The following is a 21,485-nucleotide window of genomic DNA, read 5'->3' as shown; positions in this document are numbered from 1 at the left end:
AGTCTGTCTACTGTTGCTGAATAGTATTGCCAAATGATGTCGCCAAGCACGCTGTCATCGAGCCATGTTTCACGGTTCGACGGTAGACGGACGTTCTAAGCTTTCGCGCCCATCTCTACGAGATCGATGTCCGATTCCGCTGCGAAGGTCGAACCGCAACCACGGTAGTGTACCGTACAACACGGTCTGTCCGAGATGATATTTCACTCACGGGAGTCAGAACCTTCACGGGAGTCCGTCGACGCTTCTCAAAAACCGCACTCGCGTCGCTAGCTTTCCAACGTCGCGTCGAGCGTGATATCCGGTCCCGCGAGGGCCTTCGAAACGGGGCAGTTCTCCTTTGCGTTCTCTGTGAGTTCCTCGAAGGTGTCCTCGTCGATGTCCGGAACGTCCGCCGTCAGCGTCAGGTCGATACGCGGGATTTCGAAGCCGCCGCCGTCGGCCTGTTCGAGGTGCACGTCCGCCTCCGTGTGGAGGCTGTCCGGCGTGTACCCTTCCTCTTCGAGGAACGCGGTCAGTTGCATCGAGAAGCACCCGGAGTGGGCCGCTCCGATGAGTTCCTCGGGGTTCGTTCCGGGCTCGTCCTCGAACCGCGTCGGGAATCGGAACGTCCCCTCTATCTGTCCGCTCTCCGTTTCGAAGTCGCCGCTTCCGTCCTTTCCGCCCTGCCACGTCGTGTCGGCTTGTCTTGTGGTCATCGTCACCCCGGAGTACAGTCGGCACCCGTATGGAAGTACTGGCCCGCCGAGTTGGGTCCCCGTTTGGGGTTCGAGCGCACCGCCTTCCGAGACGGCTTTTTCGGATTGCCACCGTTTCGGTACGAAGGAAATTATATAACTCCCCTCCGGGAAAGGAACGGACGTAGAGGGCATGACCCGCGACTCAACCACTCCCGTCAGAACGACCGCGCGGTCGCTCGACATCATCGACACCCTGCGCGAACTCGACGGTGCCCGTCTCACGGAAATCTCCGCCCACCTCGACCTTCCGGACAGCACGGTGCACAACCACCTCCGAACGCTCGTCCAGCGGGGATACGTCGTCCGGGACGGGAACACGTATCACGTGAGCCTCCAGTTCCTCGATTTGGGTGAGTACGCCCGCTCCCGGCGCAAAGTGTACGAACTCGCCAGTTCCGAAATAGACGAACTGGCGGCCGAAACCGAGGAGTCGGCGAACCTTCTCGTCGAGGAGGACGGAACGGGCGTGTACATCTACAACGCGCAGGGGGGAAACGCCATTCCGCTCGACACCCACCCCGGAAAGCGCGTGTCCCTCCACGCGACGGCCCTCGGAAAGGCCATCCTCGCGTTCCTCCCGGAGAGCAGGACGGACGCCATTTTCGAGCGAACGGGATTGCCCGCACGGACGCCGAAGACGATAACCGACCTCGACGAACTCCGAACCGAACTGGCGACGGTTCGTGAGCGGGGCTACGCCGTTGACGACGAGGAGCGCGTCCGCGGCGTTCGCTGTCTCGCGGTGGCCATTAAGAACGAGAACGGGCAAGTCATCGGCGCTATCAGCGTCTCCGGCCCGGTGAGCAGAATCGAGGGCGAGTTCCGCGACCGACTGTTGGACGATCTTCGCCGCGCGAAGAACATCATCGAACTGAAACTGGCACACGCGTAGCGACCATCGAACGTCGAAATTAACGGGAAGGTATCGCGCAAATCCGTGGAATCGCGTCTACTTACGAGCGAAACGTATCGCGCATCCCGGCGGCGAGAGTATTGTACGAATATAGGGATATTAATCGACGCGTTCCTCTACTGTTTCCGTCGTTGTTTACGAACGACGGATTTCAAATTTACTGACAATTGATCGTAAGGAAGAGCGTATACTCGACAACGCGATACGCCACAACCCTTAGAAACCGGATGACTGTGGTATTGGTAATTCACATTGGGTTGCGTTTTTCCACGACTTCAGAGTACATCACCGACTACGAGTGTCGGAGTTACCGAACTATCGTTGATAATTGATGTATCCCAGAATACGGCCGTCGAAGAACGGAAGTTCCATGATGTATTTGCCATTCGATATTGGTTCGTTAGGACAATACTGGCGCGGTGTTCGGTGGTGGAGGCGGGCAAATGAGTCGGAGTCTCGAAAACCGTCTCGCGGACACGGTAGGGCCGCAACCTCTCCGCTTTCGAGTCTTTCCCGTCCTCCCATCTCAGTATTTTCGCTTAGTAATACTCTCAGGTAATGTTGAAGAGTAAAACTTCGAAGGCTCCTGAAAAACACGCTGAAAAGGTTACTGAGTCGGTTTTCCGAACAGTATTTCTGGTTAGTATTACCAATCAGTTTTACTCCCTACTCCCCGGAATCGTCACCGGCAACCGACCGGATGCGGTTCGGTCTCCGACCAGCAGTTCGACCGCGGCAGCGAGCGACGCCGCCGTGTCGTCGTACGTCGTCAGGTACGTCTCGACTTCCGGAATCGCGGAGAGGTCGTAGGGGTTCCGAGTCGCGACGACGATCGGGTTCGCGCCCCGCTCCCAAAGGGTATCGACGACTGTCGCTTGGTCGGGATTCGAGACGGCGTCCGACGTGCGGACTATGGTCGAGCGGTCTGCGACGGCGACGCTTTCGCTCGGCGACTCACCCGGCACGAGGACGGTACTATCGACTTCGACGCCCGCCGCCGCCAGTGCCGACGCGAACGCGCCGTCTCGGTCGGTGGTCTCCTCGGCGCGCGACCCCCGTCCGCTATCGAACTCGTAGACGGAAACGCGACCGGTGACGGGAAGTTCCCCCGACTCGTCGCGGACGAGCGTGACGCCGCGTTCGGCGATTTCGTGCGCGACGGACCGACACCCCGTCGCGGCCTCGTCCCATTCCGTCTCGTCGGCGACGTACCCCGCCCCGTACGCCCGCTTGGCGCGGAGGACGCGTCGAACCGCCGCGTCGATGTGGTCCTCGGAAATCCGCCCCGATTCGACCGCTTCGATGACGGCGTCGATGGCGGCGTGCTGTTTTGTCGGCGTGTGCGAGACGAAAATTTGGTCACAGCCCGCTTCGACCGCCTGCACACAGCCTTCGACGGTTCCAACCCCGTCGGCGATGGCCTTCATCTCCATGCAGTCCGTGAGGACCAGTCCGTCGAAGCCCAACTCCTCGCGGAGGAGTCCCGTCACGACGCGCGCGGAGAGCGTCGCCGGTCGCTTCGGGTCGTCCGTGATGGTCGGAAACGCGACGTGCGTCGTCATGATGGCCCCGATACCGCGGTCGATGGCGTGGCGGAAGGGTCGCAGTTCCACCCCGTCGAGGCGTTCCCTGTCGTGGTCGATGACCGGCAGGTCGAGGTGGGAATCGACCGCCGTGTCGCCGTGGCCGGGAAAGTGCTTTCCGCAGGCGACGACGGCGGATTCCTGTAGCCCCTCGGCGAATGCCGACCCGAGTTCCGCGACTCGGTCCGGTCGCTCGCCGAACGACCGAACCCCGATGACCGGGTTGTCGGGGTTGTTGTTCACGTCGAGGACGGGTGCGAGGTCGATATCGACGCCGAGCGCGCGCAGTTCCTGTCCGACGGTGTTCCCGGCGCGGAAAGCGAGGTCCGGGTCGTCGACCGCACCCAGCGCCATCGCGCTCGGCAGTTCGGTCCCCCACGAGAGGCGTGCGACCCGGCCCCCTTCTTGGTCGATGGACAGGAACAGCGGCGGCTTCCCGTCCGGAACGAACCCTTGCAGCGTGCGTGAGAGGGTCCGGAGCTGGTCCGGCGATTCGACGTTCCGGCTGAAGTAGATGACGCCGCCGAGGTGGCGCTCGGAGACGAGCGTCGCTATCTCCTCGGTCGGCGTCGTTCCGTCGAACCCGGCCACGAACAACTGGCCGACCTTTTCGGAAAGCGACAGGGACGAAACGTCCGCTTCTATATCCGTCGGGGAGGCCGGCGGATTCGTCGATTCCGCCGACTCCGGTTCTGTTGTCGAACTCATGATATCAGTACCGTAGGTACTCCGCCCGAACGTCGAGGAACTCGGTTCGGTCCCCCTCCCAACTGCCGACGATGGTGTCGGCGATTTCCCGCGGTTCCGCCGAGGCGTCCGCGGCGTCTATCGTCTCGCGGAGGTAGCTTCCTCCAGCCAACTTGTCGATGAAGTAATCGCCGTCGTAGACTATCCACTCGCAGTCGTCGGACGCCGTGAACGCCGAGGCGAGGACCGTCAGACCCACCGTCACGGGGTCGATGGCGTCCCGGTCGAGGACGTGAATCTGGACGCCGGTCACGTTCTCGCGTTCGTGTTTCGAGAACGTCGGCGAGAAGTACGCCGGACGGAAGGCGACGCCGTCCAGTCCTTGATTCGAAAGCTCCGCCGCCCAGTCGTCCGCGTCTATCCACGGCGCGCCGACGAGTTCGAACGGCTTCGTCGTCCCGCGTCCCTCCGAGAGGTTCGTTCCCTCGAAAAAGCACATGCCGGGGTACAGCGTCGCCGTTCCCGGCGTCGGCATGTTCGGCGACGGGTACACCCACGGCAGGTCGGTGTCGGAAAACCAGTCCGTCCGCGACCAGTCGCGCATCTCGACGACTTCCACATCTGCCCCCACGTCGAATTCGCCGTTGAAGTACGTCGCCAGTTCGCCCACGGTCATCCCGTGGACCACGGGGAGTTCGTACGCGCCGACGAACGAGGCCACGTCGTCGCCGATTCGGTTGCCCGCGACGGGAAGCGGTGAAATCGGATTCGGTCGGTCGAGGACGACCATCCGTTTGTCCGCTTCAGCGACGCCTTTCAGCGCATACCCCAGCGTGTAGATGAGCGTGTAAAACCGACAGCCGACGTCCTGCATGTCGTAGATGACGGTGTCGACGCCGTCCATCATCTCCGGCGTCAGCCGTTTCTGTTCCCCGTAGAGGCTCTTCACCGGAAGGCCGGTGCGCTCGTCGGTGCTGTCTTCGACCTTTACGCCCGCCTGTGCGTCGCCCCGAAGCCCGTGTTCCGGCCCGAAGAGCTTGCGGAGGTCGAACTCCTCGCGGGCATCGAGCAGGTCTATCGTCGTGTTGAGGTTGCTGTCGGTTCCCGACGGGTTCGTGATGAGTCCCAGTCGCTCGCCCTCGACCGTCTCGGAACGGTCGTTCAGCAACCGTTCTACGCCGAGTGTTGCCATATCTTCGGCAATGCGTTATCCCCTTAAAAAACCCCATGTGGCGTGCGATTATCTGTCGGGGGCGGGAGGGGACGGGGACACGTACTGCTGCCGGTTCGCTCAATCGTTCGCAGGTGCGACGGCGACGTCGAACCAGTCGAGGTGGTCCTCGCTCAGCAGCGCGTGGTTGTAGACGTGGAGTTCGTCGCCGAGACCGCCGACTTCCCCCACGAACCGCCGCCACTCCGCTTCGGTCCCGAGGACGCCGGGGTCGAGGGTGACTCCGACGTCGACCGGCATGTCGACGGCGTCCCGATACGCACGAACGCGACGCCGTGCGAGGTCACGGTCGTCGGTGTAACAGAGCGCGACGATACGGTCGAGATGATTGCTGACGCGGTCGAGGACGACGCCAGCGGGCCACCCGTCGTTCGGTTCGCGGCCGAGGCCGTCCGACGCCGAGTAGGTCAACGCGACGTCGCCGCTGGCCGCCGCGATGCGTTCGAGGAACGCGTCGATGACCGACGCGCGGAACTCGAAGAGGTCGGCGAGGACGGGACGTTCCTCGACGAGGCGCTCCAGCGATTCGACTTCCGGCGTCGGCGTTCGAAGCACGTCGCGGGCGAGCGACCGGACGACGTTCCGAGCGCGGTCGAAATCGACTTCGTGACTCGCCGCTCGCTTTTCGCAGGCCGAACAGAAACACTGCGAGAGGAGGATTTCCTCGTGTTTGCCGCGGACGACCTGATTTTTCGCGTGGCCGAACGTGGATCCGTGGGGGTGAAACGCGCTCGGAAAGCCGAGCGATTCGAGGTTGACGGCCGCAATGTCGTAGTCGGCCAGCGAGCGCACGACGTCCTCGAAGTATGCGTGTACCTCGGGATGGGACGGACAGAACGCGTGGTCGTGAGCGTCGCCGAACGCGCTTTCGATGCGGTACTCGGGGTTCGACGTGCCGAGGTTCGAGTTGTGGAAACAGACCAGCCACGCGGTCACGTCGATACCCGCCTCGGTCAACCGTTCGACGACGGCCCCGAACGGGTCGGAGTGGCCGCTGGTTTCGTTCACCGGCGGGTCGATCGGCGTGTCGGCGAACCGCTCCGGGTCGGGTCGGAAGTAGCAGCCGCCTTCGTACGATTCGAACAGATCGTCGGGAGAACGCGGGTCGAGCGTTCGGATGGAGTGGTAGTGCGCGGCGACGGTGACGCTCGTCACGCCCAGTTCGGCGAGTTCCCTCCTCGTCGTGTCGGGCGATCGTGCGAGCAGACGCCACGGATAGCTCCAGACTGCGACCATACCAGCCAACGTTCGCGCCGTGTAATAAATATTCCCCGATAGGGGCATGAGTAGAAAATCGGCTCAGTCGAAGCGTCCGGCGGCGACCATCGCGTGGAACCGCTCGCGGAAGCGGATGAGGCCGGTCCCCTTTCCCTCGTACACCTGATTCGTGAGCAGGACGGCGAACCGGTCGCGGGCGTGGTCGAGCCACAGCGACGTACCGGTGTAACCCGTGTGACCGAGTCCGACCCGCGACCAGTTCGGCGCGGGGTATGTTTCGTCGGCGAGTCGCCACCCGAGGCTGTGGCGGGTGGCGTGGTCCGATAACCAGTCGTCCTGTAGCCGCTCGATTGTCGCCGGAGAGAGGAGCCCCCCGTCGGCGGCGAGGTACGCCCGCGCGAACGCCGCGAGGTCGTCGACCGTCGTGAACAGGCCAGCATTCCCGCTCTGGCCGTTCATCGCCCATCCGAGCGGGTCGTGGACCTCTCCGCGGAGGACGCGGTCACGGTACTCGTGGTCGTAGGTCGCGGCGACGTTCGAGGTATCGGCGAGTGGTCCGAGTCCGGAGGACTCCATTCCGGCGGGGCCGAACACGTACCATTCTGCGAGTTCGCCGAGCGAGGCGTCCGTCGCCCCGCGAAGCGCCTCGGCCAGATGAACGAAGTTGAGGCAACTGTACTCGTTTCGACTGCCGGGTTCGGCTTCGAGTATCGAACGGTTTCGAAGCCCCTCCAACACGTCGCTCGGCGACTCCCACGACTCCGAGAACGCGTACGGCTGAAAGCCGGAAGTGTGAGTTAGCAGGTCGAGGAGTCGCACCTCGCCGCGTCGATACCCGTCGAGGGACGGGACGTGTCGTCGGAGTTCGTCCGAGAGCGTGATTTCACCCGCCTCGACCAACGCCAGCGCCGTCGTCGCCGTCACGACGGGTTTCGTCAACGACGCGCCGTCGAAAACCGTCTCGCGGGTCATCGCCTCGCCGCGCTCGGGGTCGCGTTCGCCGACGACGCCGACCGACTCGATTCCGTCCGCCGTTCCGACCGCCGCCACGGCACCGGGATACGCCCCTTCCTCCAACCCCCGGGCGAGAACCGCTTCGAGCGACGAATCTCCGTTCGACTGTCTCATTCCGCTGAACGAGGGAGGCGAACCGTCTTAGTCCCTTCGTCGTCCTCCCGCGGTGAACAACCTATTTGTCGTTTCCGACTCAAGGCATCACGCATGACCTACGATTCGCTGTTGTTCGACGTGGACGGCGTCCTTCTCGCCTTCCATCCCGACCACCCGACGGTTTACCGACAGGCCGTCGTGGAGACGTTCGACGCGTTCGACCTGTCGCCCGACGACGCCGACGTCGATGCCTTCATCGCCGGTGCGACGGTGGAGGGGATGCGGGTAGTGTGCGACGACCACGGCGTCGATTTCGAGCGGTTCTGGGCCGAGCGCGAGGCGAACTCGTCGCGCCTCCAATCCCGGATGATGGACCGCGGCGAGCGGGTTCCCTACGACGACTGTGCGGTCCTCCCGGACCTCGCCGCCAACCACGACATGGGCGTCGTCAGCAGCAACCAACACACCACCGTCGAGTACATGCTCGATCGCTTCGACTTCGACCACCTCTTTGAGACGGTGTACGGCCGCGAACCGACGGTAGCGGGCTTCGAGCAGACCAAACCCGAGACCTACTACATCGAGCAAGCGATGGCCGACCTCGACGTGAACGACGGCCTCTACGTCGGCGATAGCGCCTGTGACGTTCGTGCCGCCCATCGTGCGGGTCTCGATTCCGCGTTCATCCGCCGCCCCCACCGTGAAGGGTACGACCTTCCGGAGGAACCGACCTACGAAGTCGAATCGCTCACGGACCTCCGTTCGCTTCCCGACGTCGCGGACGCCGCGTAAGTCTCCGTCCGTTCCCTACTGCCTTGCTCGGTTTCAGGTCGTGTGTCGCCGAAGAGCGACCGCTTCTTTTCGCACCGACTACCCCGTTTCGACACAGCCGAAACGAGGGGAAGAACCCACTGAAACCCGTGTAACTCCGCTTCCGAACGTTCAGGGTGGCATCTCACCACGACGAGCGGATTCGGAGGGGTCGAAACGGCCGCGGAAACGCCGAGAGAACGACTAACAAAGGTGGAAAGGGTCTTCCACGACCATCGGACGGTCGTTACAGGTCTAATTTCGTAATGGGGATTGAACGGGCCGCTCGGGTTTCACGTGCCCAGTTAACGAACATGGATATTCGTGGTGAATGGGCGGTTCGTTTCGGGTCCGTCGAAAGTCCCTTCTCGACCGCTGATAACGACGATTGTCGTCCACACTGGACTTGCGGATCGACTCCTCGTCAATCTTCGATTCGACGTACCCGAAGGTGGAGTAGCGGCGGGTCCGGGAATCGTCGGAGAATCGAACGCGTGAAATCGGTTTGAGAAGCGTCGGCGAACGGTTTCTCACGTCGGCGGGCAGCGTTTTCCCATGACGACCGGGCGGTCTGCACCGGTCGCACCGGGAACGTTGTTCGGGACGCCGTCCAACGCCGCCGCGGCGAGGAGGGCGAACGCGGCGGCCTCCTTCGTGTCGCTTCCGACGCCGTACTCGTCGATGGTCCGGACCGGCGCGTCGACCTCGGCACCGAGCATGTCGAGAAGCGTAGCGTTGTACGCGCCGCCGCCGGAGACGACGATTTCGTCCGGTTCCTCGGAAAGGAATCGTTCGTACGCGTCGGCGATGGAGCGGGCGGTCAGCGCCGTTGCCGTCGCCACGATGTCGGCATCCGAGCGGTTTCGGTCCCGGCAGGTGGCGACGAACTCCCGCGCATATCCGCGACCGAACTGCTCCCGGCCGGTGGACTTCGGTGGCTCGGCACGGAAGTACGCCTCGTCCAATGCATCTTCGAGAACATCTTCGTCGACCGTTCCTTCGCGGGCCATGCGGCCGTCTCGGTCGTAGGTCCGCTCGCCACCCGTCAGGAGTTCCACGACGCCGTCGATGACCATGTTCCCCGGCCCCGTGTCGAATGCGGTCACGTCGTCGCGCCCCGCACCGGGCGGCAACGCGGTGCAGTTCCCGATGCCGCCGATGTTTTGTGCGACACGGAAGGACTCGTCGTCTGCGAGGAGGGCAAGGTCCGCGAACGGGACGAGCGGTGCGCCGTGGCCACCCACTGCGACGTCCGCGGTCCGGAAGTCGGCGACCGTCGTGACGCCCGTTCGCTCGGCGATGTAGCTTCCGTCCCCGATTTGGAGCGTCGAACGACGTCGCTCGTCGCCCACCGGCAGCGATCGGGGTTCCGGTTCGTGGCGAACCGTTTGTCCATGCGAACCGATCGCGTCTACGGTCGCGAGTTCGCGGTTCGCGGCCGACGCCGCCGCCACCGCCGCGTCCGCGAACACCGCCCCGAGTTCGACGTTCAACCGACACGCCTCGGCGACGGTTCCGCCGTCGGAACACACGCGTTCGAGTCGCTCGCGGAAGTCCGGGTCGTACTCGCGCGTGACGAACGACTCGACGGTCACGTCGTAGTCGCGTATCGTCTTCCCGTCCCGTCGAATCAGACAGCAGGCCGCATCGACGCCGTCGAGCGACGTGCCCGACATGAGGCCGACGACGACGCGTTCGATCACGCCGTCTCCTCCCCGTCGACGCCGTCGAACGGGGCGAAAACGTTCTGTGCGACCAGTCCGTCGGGAATGGAAAAATCGGGATTGGCGCGGTTCCAAACGTCGATACCGGCGAAAAGGCTGTCGTGGTCGGTGAGTCGGCGGCACTCCGTGGTCATCCCTCCGCTGTTTCTCGTCGGACTACTTATAGCTCCGTTCGCCGGGCGGTCCGGGTCGTCGTTCGGGTCAGTCGTCCCCATCGTTCTCACGTGTTCGCGTCGGAACTTCGTCGATGTCGTACATCATCGTCTCCAACCGCTGGTCGAGACCGGCGGAGAGGCCGCCGTCGACGACGAGTTCCGTGCCCGTGACGAACGACGCCTTCTCCGACGTGAGGTAAAACGCCGCCTCGGCCACGTCCTCGGGTCGCCCGAACCGCCCGACCGGATACTGGTTCAGCCACTCCTCCCGGATCGGTCCCTCGGTGGTCAACTTCTCGCTCGACGCGTCGGTGATGATGCTCCCCGGACAGATGGCGTTCGAGCGGACGCCGTGACGGCCGTACTGCGTCGCCACGATTCGGGAGAGCGCGATGATGCCGTTCTTCGCGGCGGAGTAGGAGGCGAGGCCGATGCCGAGTTTCGCGTTGATGGAGGAGATGTGGACCATCGACCCGCCCCCCGATTCGACCATCGCCGGAAGCGTCTCCCGAGCACAGAGGAACTGCCCCTTCAGGTTCACGTCGATGACCCGTTCCCACGTCTCGTCGCTCACGTCCGCGACGTTCCCGTCGTCGAACGACCCGCCCGCGTTGTTCACGAGGACGTCGATGCTCCCGTGGCGTTCCATCGTCGCCTCGACCACGGCCGACACGTCCGCCGACTCGCTGACGTCGGTTCGCACGAACTCGGCAGTTCCGCCGGCCTCCTCGATACGGGAAACGGTTTCCTCACCGCCCTCCTCGTCCACGTCGGCGACGATGACTGCGGTGCCCGCGTCCGCGAGTCGCTTCGCGATCGCCCGGCCGATTCCCTTCGCCGCGCCGGTGACGATTGCGACCTCGTTGCTCCGCTGGTCCGTACTCGTTTCCATATGCTCCACCTGTCCCCGGACCACAAAACGGTTCGTATCCCGAACGCGGTTCGTGTCCTCACGGAAATCAGTCACTAACCCAAACATTTTTCCGTGTTCATTTTAAATCGAAGCGAGTATGGATAACAGCAACCACGGTGCTAGCGATGAGCCACAGAGAACTCCGCTAACGCGGCGACGATGGCTCGCGCTCGGCGGCAGCGCGACGATGGCCGGACTGGCCGGTTGCGGCGGCAGCAACCCCAACGATCCGGACGTGACGATGTCGGGTACCCCCGGGAACGATTCGAGCGGTTCCAACGGAAAGAACGGGACGCCGGTCACGACGGAGCTGCACATGCGCGCACCGGTCAGTTGGCAACCCAGCAAGGCCAACATCAACCCCTTCACCGACACGAAGAACACGGAGTTCTGGATGGACAACATGTGGTGGGAGTCGTTGGTTTGGCCCAACGCCAAAGGGGAACCGATGTACTACCTCGCGGACGAAATCAACATCAAAGGAAGCGGCTGTGAGGTCGAGATACAACTCAACGACGAGTACACGTGGTGGGACGGGACGCCCGTCACCGCTCAGGACTTCCGCACCGCCGCGGTCATCACCGACTACAAGGAGAGCTACGGTCCGGACGAGACGGACGATAGCTGGGAGGTGGTCGATAAACACACGCTCAAACATCACCTCGCGGGACCGGCCAATCCGTCGTTGCAGAAGACGGCATCCGCGTACTACACCGTTCCCGCCAAGCACGATTATTTCAAATCGTGGCTCGACAAGTACGAGGACGCGGGCGGTCAGAGCGCCGTGGAGAAGGTGACGAAGGAGCTGACTTCGACGACCATCACGCTGAACGACCTCACCGAGAAGGGTCTCGGCTGTGGGATGTGGAAGCCCAAACAGCTCTCGCCGACCAACGCCGTCCACGAGAAGTACGAGGACCACCCGCGCGCCGACTGGACGAACCTGAAGACGTTCAACTGGCATCTCATCTCGGAGAAGCAGAAGGCCATTCAGGCGCTCAACGCCGGCCAACTCGACATGGGGGACAAGACGGTAAACCAGGCCAAATCCAACGGTACCGTCGACGTGTTCAACCAGTTCGGCACGTCCAGCATCGTGAAGATAGCCATGAACTGGAACAACGAACACCTCGCTCGCCGTCCCGTCCGTCGGGCCATCGCGTACCTCATGGACCACGACCAACTCGTGAAAGTCATCAGGAGCACGCAGGGGCTGAACTACAAACCTCGCGACACCGTAACCGGGATGTCCGTGAGTACCGGGAACCAGTGGACGAGCAAGGGGTTCCAGAACAAGCTCATCGACTACGGTCGCACGTCGAAACCCGAGAAGGCGAAACGGGTCCTCAAGGACGCGGGTTACACGAAAGACGGCGACGTCTGGGCCGGACCGGACGGCAGTCGCGTCGAGGGCCTCACCTACCTGACGCCGCCGTGGACCATCTACGAGACCATCGGGAAGTACTTGAGTCCCAAACTCAAGGAGTTCGGCTTCGACAACGAACTCATCATCCCGTCGAGCAGCGGGTTCTGGAAGCGCTGGACCGACACCCACGACTTCGACATGGTCAACTGGTTCTCGAAGACGTCACACCCGGCGAGCGCGTATTCCACCGTCAGCGTGGCCGGCCTCGGCAAGTTCGACGAAGTCGTGAACGTAACGGACCCGAGCGGCGACTGCAAAGTCGACCGCCGAACGCCCGACCTCTCCCAATCACGGAGCAAGAAGCTGAACCAACCCATCCGCCCGAAGTTCCCGAAGAAGGTCGGGCAGATGGGCGACGGCGGGTCGAAACGGACCCTCTATCCCGTCAAGTGGGGCAACATCATGTCCCAAACCCAGTCCACGAAGGAGGTCAAGGACCTCACGAGGAAACTCATGTGGTACACCAACTGGCAGGTCCCCCACATCGGCTTCTACGACGAGACGAGGGTGTACTGGGGCAACCAGGACAAGTTCGACTTCCCGACGGGGAACGGCGACGGTGCCCAGACCGAGAAGGCGAAGAGCGAGCACTTCACGAACGCCATCGAGTTCCTGATGAAAGGGCACATCAGCGCGAAGACCAAGTGACGCCAACGGCTGTCGTCCCACTCGCGGTTTTTCGGTCCTCAGTTTCGATGGCACTTCGTGAGGAGCGCCGCCGTTCCGACGCCGAGCGCACCCGCACCGAGGACGTTGAGGACGGACACGACGTGTGTCGCCGTTCCCGGCTCCGACCAGAAGAAGAGCAGTATCGAGAGGAGACAGGCCAGACACTCGAACGCCAGCAGCATGGCGAACTTATCGGCGTTCGAGCAGACGTAATCGAAGACGGTGGGTGCGTGGGACATCCGTTCGTTCAGGCCACTCGTACGTCGGGAATTAAACGTTTCGCCCCGTCCCTTCCTCGTCGTTCGTGCGGGCGACGGCGTGTGCGGCCCCGCAGTCGGGACACTCGTAGTACTCCCAGTCGAACGTCGCGCCGCATCTGATACACCCGTACGTCTCCGTGTCGTCCGAGTCGTTCCCGAGCAACTCGCGGAGTCGCGTGAGAATCGCCATATTCGTCGATGGGTCAGGGGCGTAATGAAACCCTCTATTACAGAGATTCTCTCCCATACCTTTATTGCAATGGGAGAAACACAAACACAGTAGCACGATGTATTATTGGAAGCGGATAGGCCAATCCGTGCTGGTGTTCCTGCTGGCACTGACGGTGACGTTCGCCCTGTACCGGATGTTACCGTTCGGACCCGTCGAGATGGTGAGAAACCATCTGATGCAACAGATGATAGAGCAGGGGAGCAGTCCGTCGCCACAGCAGATGGAACGCATCAACGCGATGGTGCGGACGTACACCGGTATCGACCCGTCCAAACCGTGGTACGTCGCCTATTATGACTACCTCCGGAACATCATCGTCTATCAGGACTTCGGTCGGTCGATTTTCAAGAACCGACCGGTCTTCGACATCCTGTTCGAGGCGATGCCGTGGTCGCTGTTCATCAGTATCTACGGCCTCGCGCTCGGGACCACGGTCAGTCTGCTGCTCGGTGCGGTCATGGCGTACAACGAGGGAAGCACGTTCGACACCGGGATGACGATTTTCTCAATCGCCAACACGACCGTCCCGTACTACATCGTCGCCATCCTCTCGCTCATCGTCTTCTCGTTCTCCCTCGGCTGGCTGCCGAGCGGCGGACGGATGGACCCGAATACGACGGCCGGACTGAACCTCCCGTTCATCGTCGGCGTCGTCAAACACGCCATCCTCCCCGTGTTCTCCTCGTTCATCGCCGGGTTCGGGGGCGCACTGGCGTTCCGTGGGAATTGTATCCGCGAGATGGGCGAAGGATACATCCGGGTCGCCCGACTCCGCGGCATCAGTCAGGGTCGAATCGCCATCCGCTACGTCGGCCGCAACGCGCTGTTACCCGTCTATACGAGCATCATGATGGGCGTCGCGGGCATCTTCGGGAGCAGCATCATCCTCGAAACCATCTTCAACTACCCCGCGATGGGCCTCGTGACGTACAACGCGCTGTTGAACCGCGACTACCCGCTCATCATGGGGTCGTTCATCTTCTTCACCAGCGTCACGCTGTTGGGCATCCTCGTCGCCGATCTGACGTACGGCGTCATCGACCCCCGCGTCAAAGGAGGGAGCGAACGTGAAGCCTACTGAGGGGAACGACGCCGGAACGCCGCACGCCGACGACTCCCCTCGAACCGCCGACGAACCCGCACGAACCGACGGCGGTACGAGCAACCGATCCGGTTCCGCTCCCGTGGACGAGAGCATCTTCACGCAAACGTCGAACGTCCCCGAACTGACGACACGCGAGAAAGCCCGACGGTCGTTCGAACGTCGCGTCTATGCGCCCATCGCGGTCCTGTTGGGCGACTGGCGGGCGCTCGTCGGGTCGCTCATCCTCCTCGGCTTCGTCCTCATGGGCATCATCGCCGAGGCCCCGTTCGGCGTCGTCCTCGTCGAGAAGGCCACCGTCATGGAGGGACCGATATTCCTCTCGCCGTTCCGAGACTGGGCGTATCCGCTCGGAACCAACGTGATGGGGAAGTCGATTCTGAAGCAGGTCGTCCACGCGACGCCCGCGATGCTGGAGATGATCCTCGCCGGTGCGTTGCTGTCGGTTTGTCTCGGCACCCTCATCGGAACCGTCGCGGGCTACCGCGGCGGGCGCACCGACTCCGCGTTGATGACGGTCACGGACGTCGTTCTCACCATTCCCGGCATCGCGCTGGTCATCGTGCTGGCGAGCATCTACCAACCGGAAAGCCCCCTCGTCGTCGGCCTCATCCTCGGCATCGACAACTGGCCGAAGTTGGCGCGGACGGTTCGCTCGCAGGTGTTGAGCATCCGCGAGGAGGCGTTCACCGAAGCCTCGCGCATCATGGGGTTGTCGGAGTTCCACATCCTCCGCAAGGATGTGGTCTCGAACCTGATGCCGTACATCTCGGTCAACTTCGCGACCAGCGCACGGAAGATCATCTTCGAGTCGGTCGCGTTGTACTTCCTCGGCATTCTCCCCCGGTCGAACCTGAACTGGGGGTTGATGATGAACGACGCGTACAACCAAGCGAACCTGACGAACCCCGACCAGATACACTGGCTGTTGGTGCCGATGGCGCTCATCATCCTCATCTCGCTGGGATTCATCCTGCTCGCACAGGGTCTCGACCGGGTGTTCAACGTCCGCCTTCGCGCACGCCACGAAACAGCCGGAGGTGACGAATGAGCACCTCGGTCACGGACGAGAACGGACGGGCGGTGTCCCTCCTCCTTGCCGTCAGACGGTCGTTCCTCGCGTTCGTCGTCGCGCTGGGCGTTGTCTGCTGGTTGTTGGCCGTCCTCCTCTCCAGCTATCTCCTCCCCTCGCTGATGCACGCCGTTCTCGCCGGAATGTTCGCCATCTGGGGCACGAGCGCGTTCATCTACGCCATCCTCGGCCGTCTCGGACTCAGATTGATAGGGTACAACTGATGACACGACACACACCACTCGAATCCATGTCCACTCCAGATACCATACGCGCCGCCGGAGCACCACCCGAAAACCGAGCGCCACGCATAGACGGCCCACGACGTACCGACCGGTTCCACGAAACCGGCGGCCGGAGGTGACATCGATGGCGACCGAGTTCCGGTCCACGACCGACACCGACACGCCGACCGAGGAGGACGTTATCCTCGAAGTCAGAGACGCCAGCGTCTCGTTCAGCATGGACCGCGGGGATTCCCGCGTCCTTCGGGACGTCAGCATCGACGTCCGCGCGGGCGAGGTGCTCGGCGTCGTCGGCGAGAGCGGGTCCGGAAAGTCGATGTTGGCCTCCGCGATGCTGGACGCCATCGTCTCGCCGGGACAGGTGGACGGGGAAGTCGTCTACCATCCGCCGGACGGCGGCGAACCGGTTGACGTCCTCTCGCTCTCCCGCGAGGAACTCACGAAACTCCGCTGGAACGAGATCTCGTTCGTCATCCAAGGTGCCCAGAGCGCGTTCAACCCGACGATGACCATCGGAAGCCACTTCGAGGAGACGCTTCGCGCACACGATACGGACGTCGCGGAGGGAATGGAGTTCGCACGCGAACTCCTCGCGGACCTCTACCTGCCGACCGAGCAGGTGTTAGGTTCCCATCCCCACGAACTGTCGGGCGGGATGAAACAGCGGGCGCTCATCGCCCTCGGCCTCGTCCTCAACCCGAAGGTCGTCGTGATGGACGAACCGACCGCCGCGCTGGACCTGCTCATGCAGCGCTCCATCATCAGCATGCTGGAGGACTTACAGGAGAAGTACGACCTGACGATGGTGTTCGTCACCCACGACCTGCCGCTGGTCGCGGACCTCGCCGACCGCCTCGCCGTGATGTACGCCTTCGACCTCGTGGAACTCGGCCCGACCGACGAACTCCTCGACGATGCGGCCCACCCCTACACCCGCGCCCTGCTCAACGCCGTCCCGAACATCTCCGACCGGGCGATGGACATTCAGGGAATCGAAGGGTCGAGTCCCGACCCCGTCTCGCTTCCAACTGGCTGTTCGTTCAACCCGCGCTGTCCGCTGGCGGACGGAACGTGTGAAACGGAAAATCCGTACCTCCGCGACGTGGACGAGGGTCACGAGGTGGCCTGTTTCTACCCCGAGGAAGCCCGCGAAACCGTTCCGCTGTTGCTCGACGAACCGCCGGAGTCGGCGGCGTCCGGCGCTTCCGCGGACACCAGCGGAGGTGAGCGCCGATGAGTACCCGCCGCGGCGACCCGCTCCTCTCGCTGCGGAACGTGAGCGTCCACTTCGAGAAGGAACAGCTGTTCGGCCTCGCCGGGTCGGAAACCGTCCACGCCGTAGACGACGTGAGCCTCGACGTCTACGAGAACGACATCGTCGCGCTCGTCGGCGAATCCGGATGCGGAAAGACGACGCTCGGCAAGACGGCCATCGGCGTCCAACGCCCGACGGAGGGGACGGTGCTGTACCGCGGACAGGACGTGTGGAAAACCAAGGAATCCGGCGGCCTGTTCAACAGAAAGAAATCCGCGGGCGAATACTCGGCGGGCGAGATACGCCGCTCGCTCCAGATGATTCACCAGGACCCCGGCAGTTCGCTGAACTCGAACTACACCGTCGAGTCGAGCCTCGCCGACCCGCTGAAACGCTGGCAACCGGAGATGAGCGAGGCGGACCGCCGCGCCCGCATCTACGGCCTGCTCGAATACGTGGGAATGGCTCCCGCGGAGGATTACGCCGAGCGGTATCCCCACCAACTCTCCGGCGGGGAACAACAGCGTGTGGCGCTCATCCGAGCCTTGCTGATGAATCCCGACCTCATCCTCGCCGACGAGGCCATCAGTGCGCTGGACGTGTCGCTGCGCGCCGAGATGATGGACCTCATGCTCGAACTGCAGGACCAGTTCGACACTTCCTACCTGTACATCTCACACGACCTCGCCAACGCGAAGCACCTCACTCAGCGGGCCAACGGCCGTATCGGCATCATGTACCTCGGCGAACTCGTGGAAATCGGTACTCCTGAACAGATCATTCACGACCCACAGCATCCGTACACGAAGGTGCTCCTCTGGGCCACCTCCGACCTCAGAAATCGTTCGGAGGGCGTTCCGGACCCGCCGATTCGCTCCCTCGACATTCCCGACCCGGTGGACCCGCCGTCCGGGTGTCGGTTCCACACGCGCTGTCCCGAAGCCCGCACCGCGTGTACGCAGTCGTGTCCCAAGCTGACCGACCACGAGGGCGACGGACGACGAACCGCCTGTTTCCGCAACGAGGAGGACCACGCTTACTGGGAGAGCGCCCCGCTCGAAGACGACGGCCCGACTGAAAATCCCGCAGTATCACCTGGAACGGCGGACGGCGACTGAGACGAACTAACAGCGGAACCCCACGACTTCAGTCGTGGGTCCAAGCGATAGGCCTGGACGAACAACCGACGACGATTGCCCGGCCGGAGTCTCAATGGATGCGATACATTTATAGATGGAAGCAATCTATATACAATCAATGCCTCGCGGGTACAGCAAAGAGCGGACCTCGGTCCACCGCTTACACTACCACTTCATCTGGTGTCCGAAGTATCGCAAATCGGTACTCACTGGCGAGGCAAAGGACCGGCTCGAAGCACTCATCCAAGAGAAGGCCGACGAACTCGAACTTGAAATACTTGCACTGGCGGTCCGTCCCGACCACGTTCATCTGTTCATCGAGGGGAACCCGAAACTCGCTCCGAACAAAATCATGCAACAGATCAAAGGCTACTCCTCGCGCCGAATGCGCGAAGAGTTTGACTTTGGTCTTCCGTCGTTGTGGACGCGAAGCTACTTCGTCTCTTCAGCTGGGGACGTGGCGGACGAAACCGTTGAAGCGTACATCGAAGCTCAAACAGGACAGTGAAACGCTCCAACACCTTCGACGTAGCTCCACGTTCGCCACGGGACGAGGAGTTACTGTCTCGCGTGTTGGACGCTTCCGCCAGTCTGTGGAACCAACTCACCTACGAGCGCCGCCAACGCTTCTTCGGCGAACTCGACGGGAGTGTTTGGGACACACCGCGTGTTCACGACACCTACAAGGGAGTACTCGGTTCAGCCGCCGCGAAGGAAATGAAGCGCAAGAACGACGAAGCGTGGCGGTCGTTTTTCTCGCTCGAGGAGAAGGGCGAACCCTGTTCCCCACCCGGATACTGGGGCAACGAGGAAGACGGCCGCGACCTTCGCTGGTATGGTCGGTGCGACCAGTATACACTCGAACTTGGCAAACGTTCGCGCCTCGAAATCCCGGTCGGCAAAGACCTCAAGGACGAGTTCGGACACACAGGCCGTCTTCGTCTCGAAGTGCGCGGCCATCCCAAGTGGGACGGCAAGCCCGGTCGGTTGGAAATACAGTACGACGAGTTGGACGACCGATTCAGAGCCATTCAACCAGTCACCACGGACGATTCTCGACAGGACTCACCACTGGCGGACGAAACCGCCGCTCTGGATATTGGCGCAAACAACATCGTCGCCTGTACAACCACGACCAGCCAGCAGTACCTATACGAAGGGCGAAAACTGTTCAAGCGGTTCCGCGAGACGACGCGAACGATTGCGGATCTCCAGTCGAAGGTCAAACGAGAGGAAGGGAAGTACACGTCCAATCGGATTCGACGGCTGTACCGCCGACGGACGCGGCGGCGCAATCATGCCATGGACGCACTCGCCCGTGACCTCATCGAGCAACTGTACGAGGAGGGCGTTTCGACGGTGTTTGTCGGCGATCTGACGGATGTACTGGAAACGCATTGGTCGGTACAAGCCAACCACAAAACGCACAACTTCTGGGCGTTCCGGGCGTTCATCGACCGACTTGCGTGTACTGCCGAGGAGTACGGCATCACCGTGGAAGTTCGCTCGGAAGCGTGGACTTCTCAAGAGTGTCCGAACTGTGGTTCAACAACCGACACGACTCGGCATCAGGACACGCTGACGTGCCCCTGTGGCTTCGAGGGCCATGCGGATTTCACGGCGTCGGAGACGTTCCTTCGTCGCCACGAAACAAACGTACCACGGCCGATGGCACGGCCCGTATGCCTCAAGTGGGACGACCATTCATGGTCGGCGTCACCACGCGCTCACCGTCTCAACGAGGAGCATACAAACCAGAGTACGCTACACTCGTAGTGGAAAGTTGCCTCCGTGGAGGCTGGTGCTAATGCCAGACCCCCAACGCGAGGAATCCCACGGCTTCAGCCGTGTGGAGGATGTCAATCAGTCGCACCGATACTGCTCGACCTTCTCCTCGTCCACCCTCACCCCGAGTCCCGGCCCGTCCGGAACGGGGAGCGCGCCGTCCTCGACGTCGAACGGTTCCTCGATGATGTAGTCGTCCCACCCGTAGTAAGTGCTGTCCGGCGGGAGGTTGATGCCGGGCGTGCTCGCAACCGTGTGGAGCATCGCCGCCGTCTTGACGCCGAGGTCGAAGCCGCAGTGGTGGGACACCGAGACGCCCGCGTTGGCCGCCATGGCGACCTGTTCTCGCACGGCGAGGATGCCGCCAGCCGGGACGAGGTCCACGACGGCCACGTCGATGGCGTCGGCCTGTAACAGAAAGCGGAGGTTGCGCGGGAAGTACGTGTCCTCGTTGACCGCGACGGGCGTCCGAACTCGGTTGCGAAGCGACGCGTACGTCCCGTAGGTGTCGATGCGAACCGGTTGTTCGAGGTACTGAAGGAGGATTCCCTCCTCTTCGAGTCGGGTGGCGACTCGAACCGCGTCCTCGAACGCCCAGCCCTGATTGGGATCGAGTCGGAACTCCAGTTCCCCGTCCACTTCGTCGTGCATCGCGCGGATTCGTTCGACGTCCTCGCGCCAGTCCGGCCCGGCCTTCGTCTTCAGGGTCGAAAAGCCGTACTCGACCGCGCGTCGGGCGTACGTCCGCGACTCCTCCGGCGAGAGGATACCGAGACAGGTGGCGATGTCCACCGTCTCGCGGGTTTTCCCGCCGAGGAATTGGTGAACCGGGACGCCGACCTTCTTCCCGAAGGCATCCCACAGCGCGGTTTCGACGGCCCCGACGAAGGGTCGCACCTTCACATACGGGAAGTAAAACGACTCCACGAAATCGCGGATGTCGCCCACCTCGCGGCCGACGAGTTCCGGGGCGATGACGTCGTCCACGACAGCCTTCGTCACCGTCGCGGACTTCATCCCGACGAGCATCTCCCCCCATCCGGTTATCCCCTCGTCCGTTTCGACTTTCACGAGCATTCGCGTGACCGATTCCACTCGGTCGTGGTTGCTCACGTATGGCGCGAGGCCGAGTTCGTCTTCGAGCGGCTTGACACCCATCTCTACGGGGATGGCTGACACGTTCGTGATCGGCATACCACATCCTCGAAGTCCATCT

At 62.7% G+C, this 21,485-nt stretch carries 21 protein-coding genes; 10 read left to right on the top strand and 11 right to left on the bottom strand.

What is annotated here, in order from left to right; genetic code table 11:
- Nucleotides 1-269: 269 nt before the first annotated feature.
- Nucleotides 270-698, bottom strand: coding sequence for an OsmC family protein (locus tag LJF34_RS17305; RefSeq protein WP_231186551.1), 429 nt, complete (start codon nt 696-698; stop codon nt 270-272).
- Nucleotides 699-870: 172 nt separating this feature from the next.
- Here LJF34_RS17305 and LJF34_RS17300 point away from each other — a divergent pair, with 172 nt between their 5' ends.
- Nucleotides 871-1,632 (top strand): IclR family transcriptional regulator, encoded by a 762-nt coding sequence (locus LJF34_RS17300; protein WP_231186550.1) that lies wholly within the window; start codon nt 871-873, stop codon nt 1,630-1,632.
- Nucleotides 1,633-2,312: 680 nt separating this feature from the next.
- Here LJF34_RS17300 and nagZ read toward each other — a convergent pair.
- The 4 genes from nagZ to LJF34_RS17280 form a co-directional block, all read right to left on the bottom strand.
- Entirely contained in the window at nt 2,313-3,944 is a 1,632-nt protein-coding gene (gene nagZ / locus LJF34_RS17295) for a beta-N-acetylhexosaminidase (protein WP_231186549.1), read from the bottom strand.
- Between the two features lie 4 nt (nt 3,945-3,948).
- On the bottom strand, nt 3,949-5,115 hold the full coding sequence (locus LJF34_RS17290; RefSeq protein ID WP_231186548.1) for a DUF1343 domain-containing protein: 1,167 nt from the start codon (nt 5,113-5,115) through the stop codon (nt 3,949-3,951).
- Nucleotides 5,116-5,214: 99 nt separating this feature from the next.
- A complete protein-coding gene (locus LJF34_RS17285; protein ID WP_231186547.1) occupies nt 5,215-6,390 on the bottom strand; it encodes a hypothetical protein in 1,176 nt (391 codons plus the stop codon).
- Nucleotides 6,391-6,453: 63 nt separating this feature from the next.
- Entirely contained in the window at nt 6,454-7,500 is a 1,047-nt protein-coding gene (locus LJF34_RS17280; protein WP_231186546.1) for a serine hydrolase domain-containing protein, read from the bottom strand.
- A gap of 93 nt (nt 7,501-7,593) precedes the next feature.
- On the opposite strand from LJF34_RS17280, the gene LJF34_RS17275 reads away from it, so the two are divergent.
- Nucleotides 7,594-8,274 carry an HAD family hydrolase gene (locus LJF34_RS17275; protein WP_231186545.1) on the top strand — a complete coding sequence of 227 codons (681 nt, stop codon included), beginning with the start codon at nt 7,594-7,596 and terminating at the stop codon, nt 8,272-8,274.
- 548 nt (nt 8,275-8,822) lie between these two features.
- On the opposite strand, the gene LJF34_RS17270 is transcribed toward LJF34_RS17275, so the two are convergent.
- From LJF34_RS17270 to LJF34_RS17260, 3 genes are read right to left on the bottom strand one after another with little or no spacing between them, the layout of a single operon-like run.
- A complete protein-coding gene (locus LJF34_RS17270) occupies nt 8,823-9,995 on the bottom strand; it encodes an anhydro-N-acetylmuramic acid kinase (protein WP_231186544.1) in 1,173 nt (390 codons plus the stop codon).
- Nucleotides 9,992-10,231 (bottom strand): hypothetical protein, encoded by a 240-nt coding sequence (locus tag LJF34_RS17265; RefSeq protein WP_231186543.1) that lies wholly within the window; start codon nt 10,229-10,231, stop codon nt 9,992-9,994. Before LJF34_RS17265 ends, LJF34_RS17270 begins: the two co-directional genes overlap by 4 nt.
- Nucleotides 10,218-11,063, bottom strand: coding sequence for an SDR family NAD(P)-dependent oxidoreductase (locus LJF34_RS17260; protein ID WP_231186542.1), 846 nt, complete (start codon nt 11,061-11,063; stop codon nt 10,218-10,220). Before LJF34_RS17260 ends, LJF34_RS17265 begins: the two co-directional genes overlap by 14 nt.
- A 118-nt stretch (nt 11,064-11,181) precedes the next feature.
- Between LJF34_RS17260 and LJF34_RS17255 the strand changes: the two genes are divergently transcribed.
- The gene (locus tag LJF34_RS17255) at nt 11,182-13,158 is read left to right on the top strand and encodes an ABC transporter substrate-binding protein (RefSeq protein ID WP_231186541.1); all 1,977 of its coding nucleotides are present in this window, start codon (nt 11,182-11,184) and stop codon (nt 13,156-13,158) included.
- 38 nt (nt 13,159-13,196) lie between these two features.
- Here the strand turns inward: LJF34_RS17255 and LJF34_RS17250 are convergent, their stop codons facing one another.
- Entirely contained in the window at nt 13,197-13,418 is a 222-nt protein-coding gene (locus LJF34_RS17250; protein WP_231186540.1) for a hypothetical protein, read from the bottom strand.
- A 31-nt stretch (nt 13,419-13,449) separates the two neighbouring features.
- Complete coding sequence (locus LJF34_RS17245; protein WP_231186539.1) at nt 13,450-13,629, bottom strand: hypothetical protein; 180 nt, start codon at nt 13,627-13,629, stop codon at nt 13,450-13,452.
- Nucleotides 13,630-13,756: 127 nt separating this feature from the next.
- Between LJF34_RS17245 and LJF34_RS17240 the strand changes: the two genes are divergently transcribed.
- The 7 genes from LJF34_RS17240 (at nt 13,757) to LJF34_RS17210 (ending at nt 20,260) form a co-directional block, all read left to right on the top strand.
- Nucleotides 13,757-14,752 (top strand): ABC transporter permease, encoded by a 996-nt coding sequence (locus tag LJF34_RS17240; protein ID WP_231186538.1) that lies wholly within the window; start codon nt 13,757-13,759, stop codon nt 14,750-14,752.
- On the top strand, nt 14,739-15,824 hold the full coding sequence (locus LJF34_RS29265) for an ABC transporter permease (protein WP_231186537.1): 1,086 nt from the start codon (nt 14,739-14,741) through the stop codon (nt 15,822-15,824). The genes LJF34_RS17240 and LJF34_RS29265 overlap by 14 nt, the downstream gene beginning before the upstream one ends.
- Nucleotides 15,821-16,069, top strand: a complete 249-nt coding sequence (locus LJF34_RS17230; RefSeq protein ID WP_231186536.1) for a hypothetical protein — start codon at nt 15,821-15,823, stop codon at nt 16,067-16,069. The genes LJF34_RS29265 and LJF34_RS17230 overlap by 4 nt, the downstream gene beginning before the upstream one ends.
- A gap of 145 nt (nt 16,070-16,214) precedes the next feature.
- On the top strand, nt 16,215-17,327 hold the full coding sequence (locus LJF34_RS17225; protein WP_231186535.1) for an ABC transporter ATP-binding protein: 1,113 nt from the start codon (nt 16,215-16,217) through the stop codon (nt 17,325-17,327).
- A complete protein-coding gene (locus LJF34_RS17220) occupies nt 17,324-18,463 on the top strand; it encodes an ABC transporter ATP-binding protein (protein ID WP_231186534.1) in 1,140 nt (379 codons plus the stop codon). The genes LJF34_RS17225 and LJF34_RS17220 overlap by 4 nt, the downstream gene beginning before the upstream one ends.
- Nucleotides 18,464-18,602: 139 nt before the next feature.
- Nucleotides 18,603-18,992 carry an IS200/IS605 family transposase gene (gene tnpA, locus LJF34_RS17215; RefSeq protein WP_231186533.1) on the top strand — a complete coding sequence of 130 codons (390 nt, stop codon included), beginning with the start codon at nt 18,603-18,605 and terminating at the stop codon, nt 18,990-18,992.
- The gene (locus LJF34_RS17210; RefSeq protein WP_231186532.1) at nt 18,989-20,260 is read left to right on the top strand and encodes a transposase; all 1,272 of its coding nucleotides are present in this window, start codon (nt 18,989-18,991) and stop codon (nt 20,258-20,260) included. Before tnpA ends, LJF34_RS17210 begins: the two co-directional genes overlap by 4 nt.
- 87 nt (nt 20,261-20,347) lie before the next feature.
- Here LJF34_RS17210 and LJF34_RS17205 read toward each other — a convergent pair whose 3' ends face one another.
- Entirely contained in the window at nt 20,348-21,463 is a 1,116-nt protein-coding gene (locus tag LJF34_RS17205) for a mandelate racemase/muconate lactonizing enzyme family protein (protein WP_231186531.1), read from the bottom strand.
- Between the last annotated feature and the right edge of the window lie 22 nt (nt 21,464-21,485).

Origin of the sequence: Haladaptatus sp. DYF46 (genome assembly GCF_021083305.1) — an archaeon.
Classification (GTDB): Archaea; Halobacteriota; Halobacteria; order Halobacteriales; family Haladaptataceae; genus Haladaptatus.
The sequence above is the reverse complement of the archived record's forward strand: the minus strand, read 5'-3'. Positions and strand labels throughout refer to the sequence as shown.

Coding starts and splice junctions, on each gene's coding strand:
- LJF34_RS17305 (WP_231186551.1), bottom strand. CDS start 698: ATGACCACAAGACAAGCCGACACGACGTGGCAGGGCGGAAAGGACGGA.
- LJF34_RS17300 (WP_231186550.1), top strand. CDS start 871: ATGACCCGCGACTCAACCACTCCCGTCAGAACGACCGCGCGGTCGCTC.
- nagZ (WP_231186549.1), bottom strand. CDS start 3,944: ATGAGTTCGACAACAGAACCGGAGTCGGCGGAATCGACGAATCCGCCG.
- LJF34_RS17290 (WP_231186548.1), bottom strand. CDS start 5,115: ATGGCAACACTCGGCGTAGAACGGTTGCTGAACGACCGTTCCGAGACG.
- LJF34_RS17285 (WP_231186547.1), bottom strand. CDS start 6,390: ATGGTCGCAGTCTGGAGCTATCCGTGGCGTCTGCTCGCACGATCGCCC.
- LJF34_RS17280 (WP_231186546.1), bottom strand. CDS start 7,500: ATGAGACAGTCGAACGGAGATTCGTCGCTCGAAGCGGTTCTCGCCCGG.
- LJF34_RS17275 (WP_231186545.1), top strand. CDS start 7,594: ATGACCTACGATTCGCTGTTGTTCGACGTGGACGGCGTCCTTCTCGCC.
- LJF34_RS17265 (WP_231186543.1), bottom strand. CDS start 10,231: ATGGGGACGACTGACCCGAACGACGACCCGGACCGCCCGGCGAACGGA.
- LJF34_RS17260 (WP_231186542.1), bottom strand. CDS start 11,063: ATGGAAACGAGTACGGACCAGCGGAGCAACGAGGTCGCAATCGTCACC.
- LJF34_RS17255 (WP_231186541.1), top strand. CDS start 11,182: ATGGATAACAGCAACCACGGTGCTAGCGATGAGCCACAGAGAACTCCG.
- LJF34_RS17250 (WP_231186540.1), bottom strand. CDS start 13,418: ATGTCCCACGCACCCACCGTCTTCGATTACGTCTGCTCGAACGCCGAT.
- LJF34_RS17245 (WP_231186539.1), bottom strand. CDS start 13,629: ATGGCGATTCTCACGCGACTCCGCGAGTTGCTCGGGAACGACTCGGAC.
- LJF34_RS17230 (WP_231186536.1), top strand. CDS start 15,821: ATGAGCACCTCGGTCACGGACGAGAACGGACGGGCGGTGTCCCTCCTC.
- LJF34_RS17225 (WP_231186535.1), top strand. CDS start 16,215: ATGGCGACCGAGTTCCGGTCCACGACCGACACCGACACGCCGACCGAG.
- LJF34_RS17220 (WP_231186534.1), top strand. CDS start 17,324: ATGAGTACCCGCCGCGGCGACCCGCTCCTCTCGCTGCGGAACGTGAGC.
- tnpA (WP_231186533.1), top strand. CDS start 18,603: ATGCCTCGCGGGTACAGCAAAGAGCGGACCTCGGTCCACCGCTTACAC.
- LJF34_RS17205 (WP_231186531.1), bottom strand. CDS start 21,463: ATGCCGATCACGAACGTGTCAGCCATCCCCGTAGAGATGGGTGTCAAG.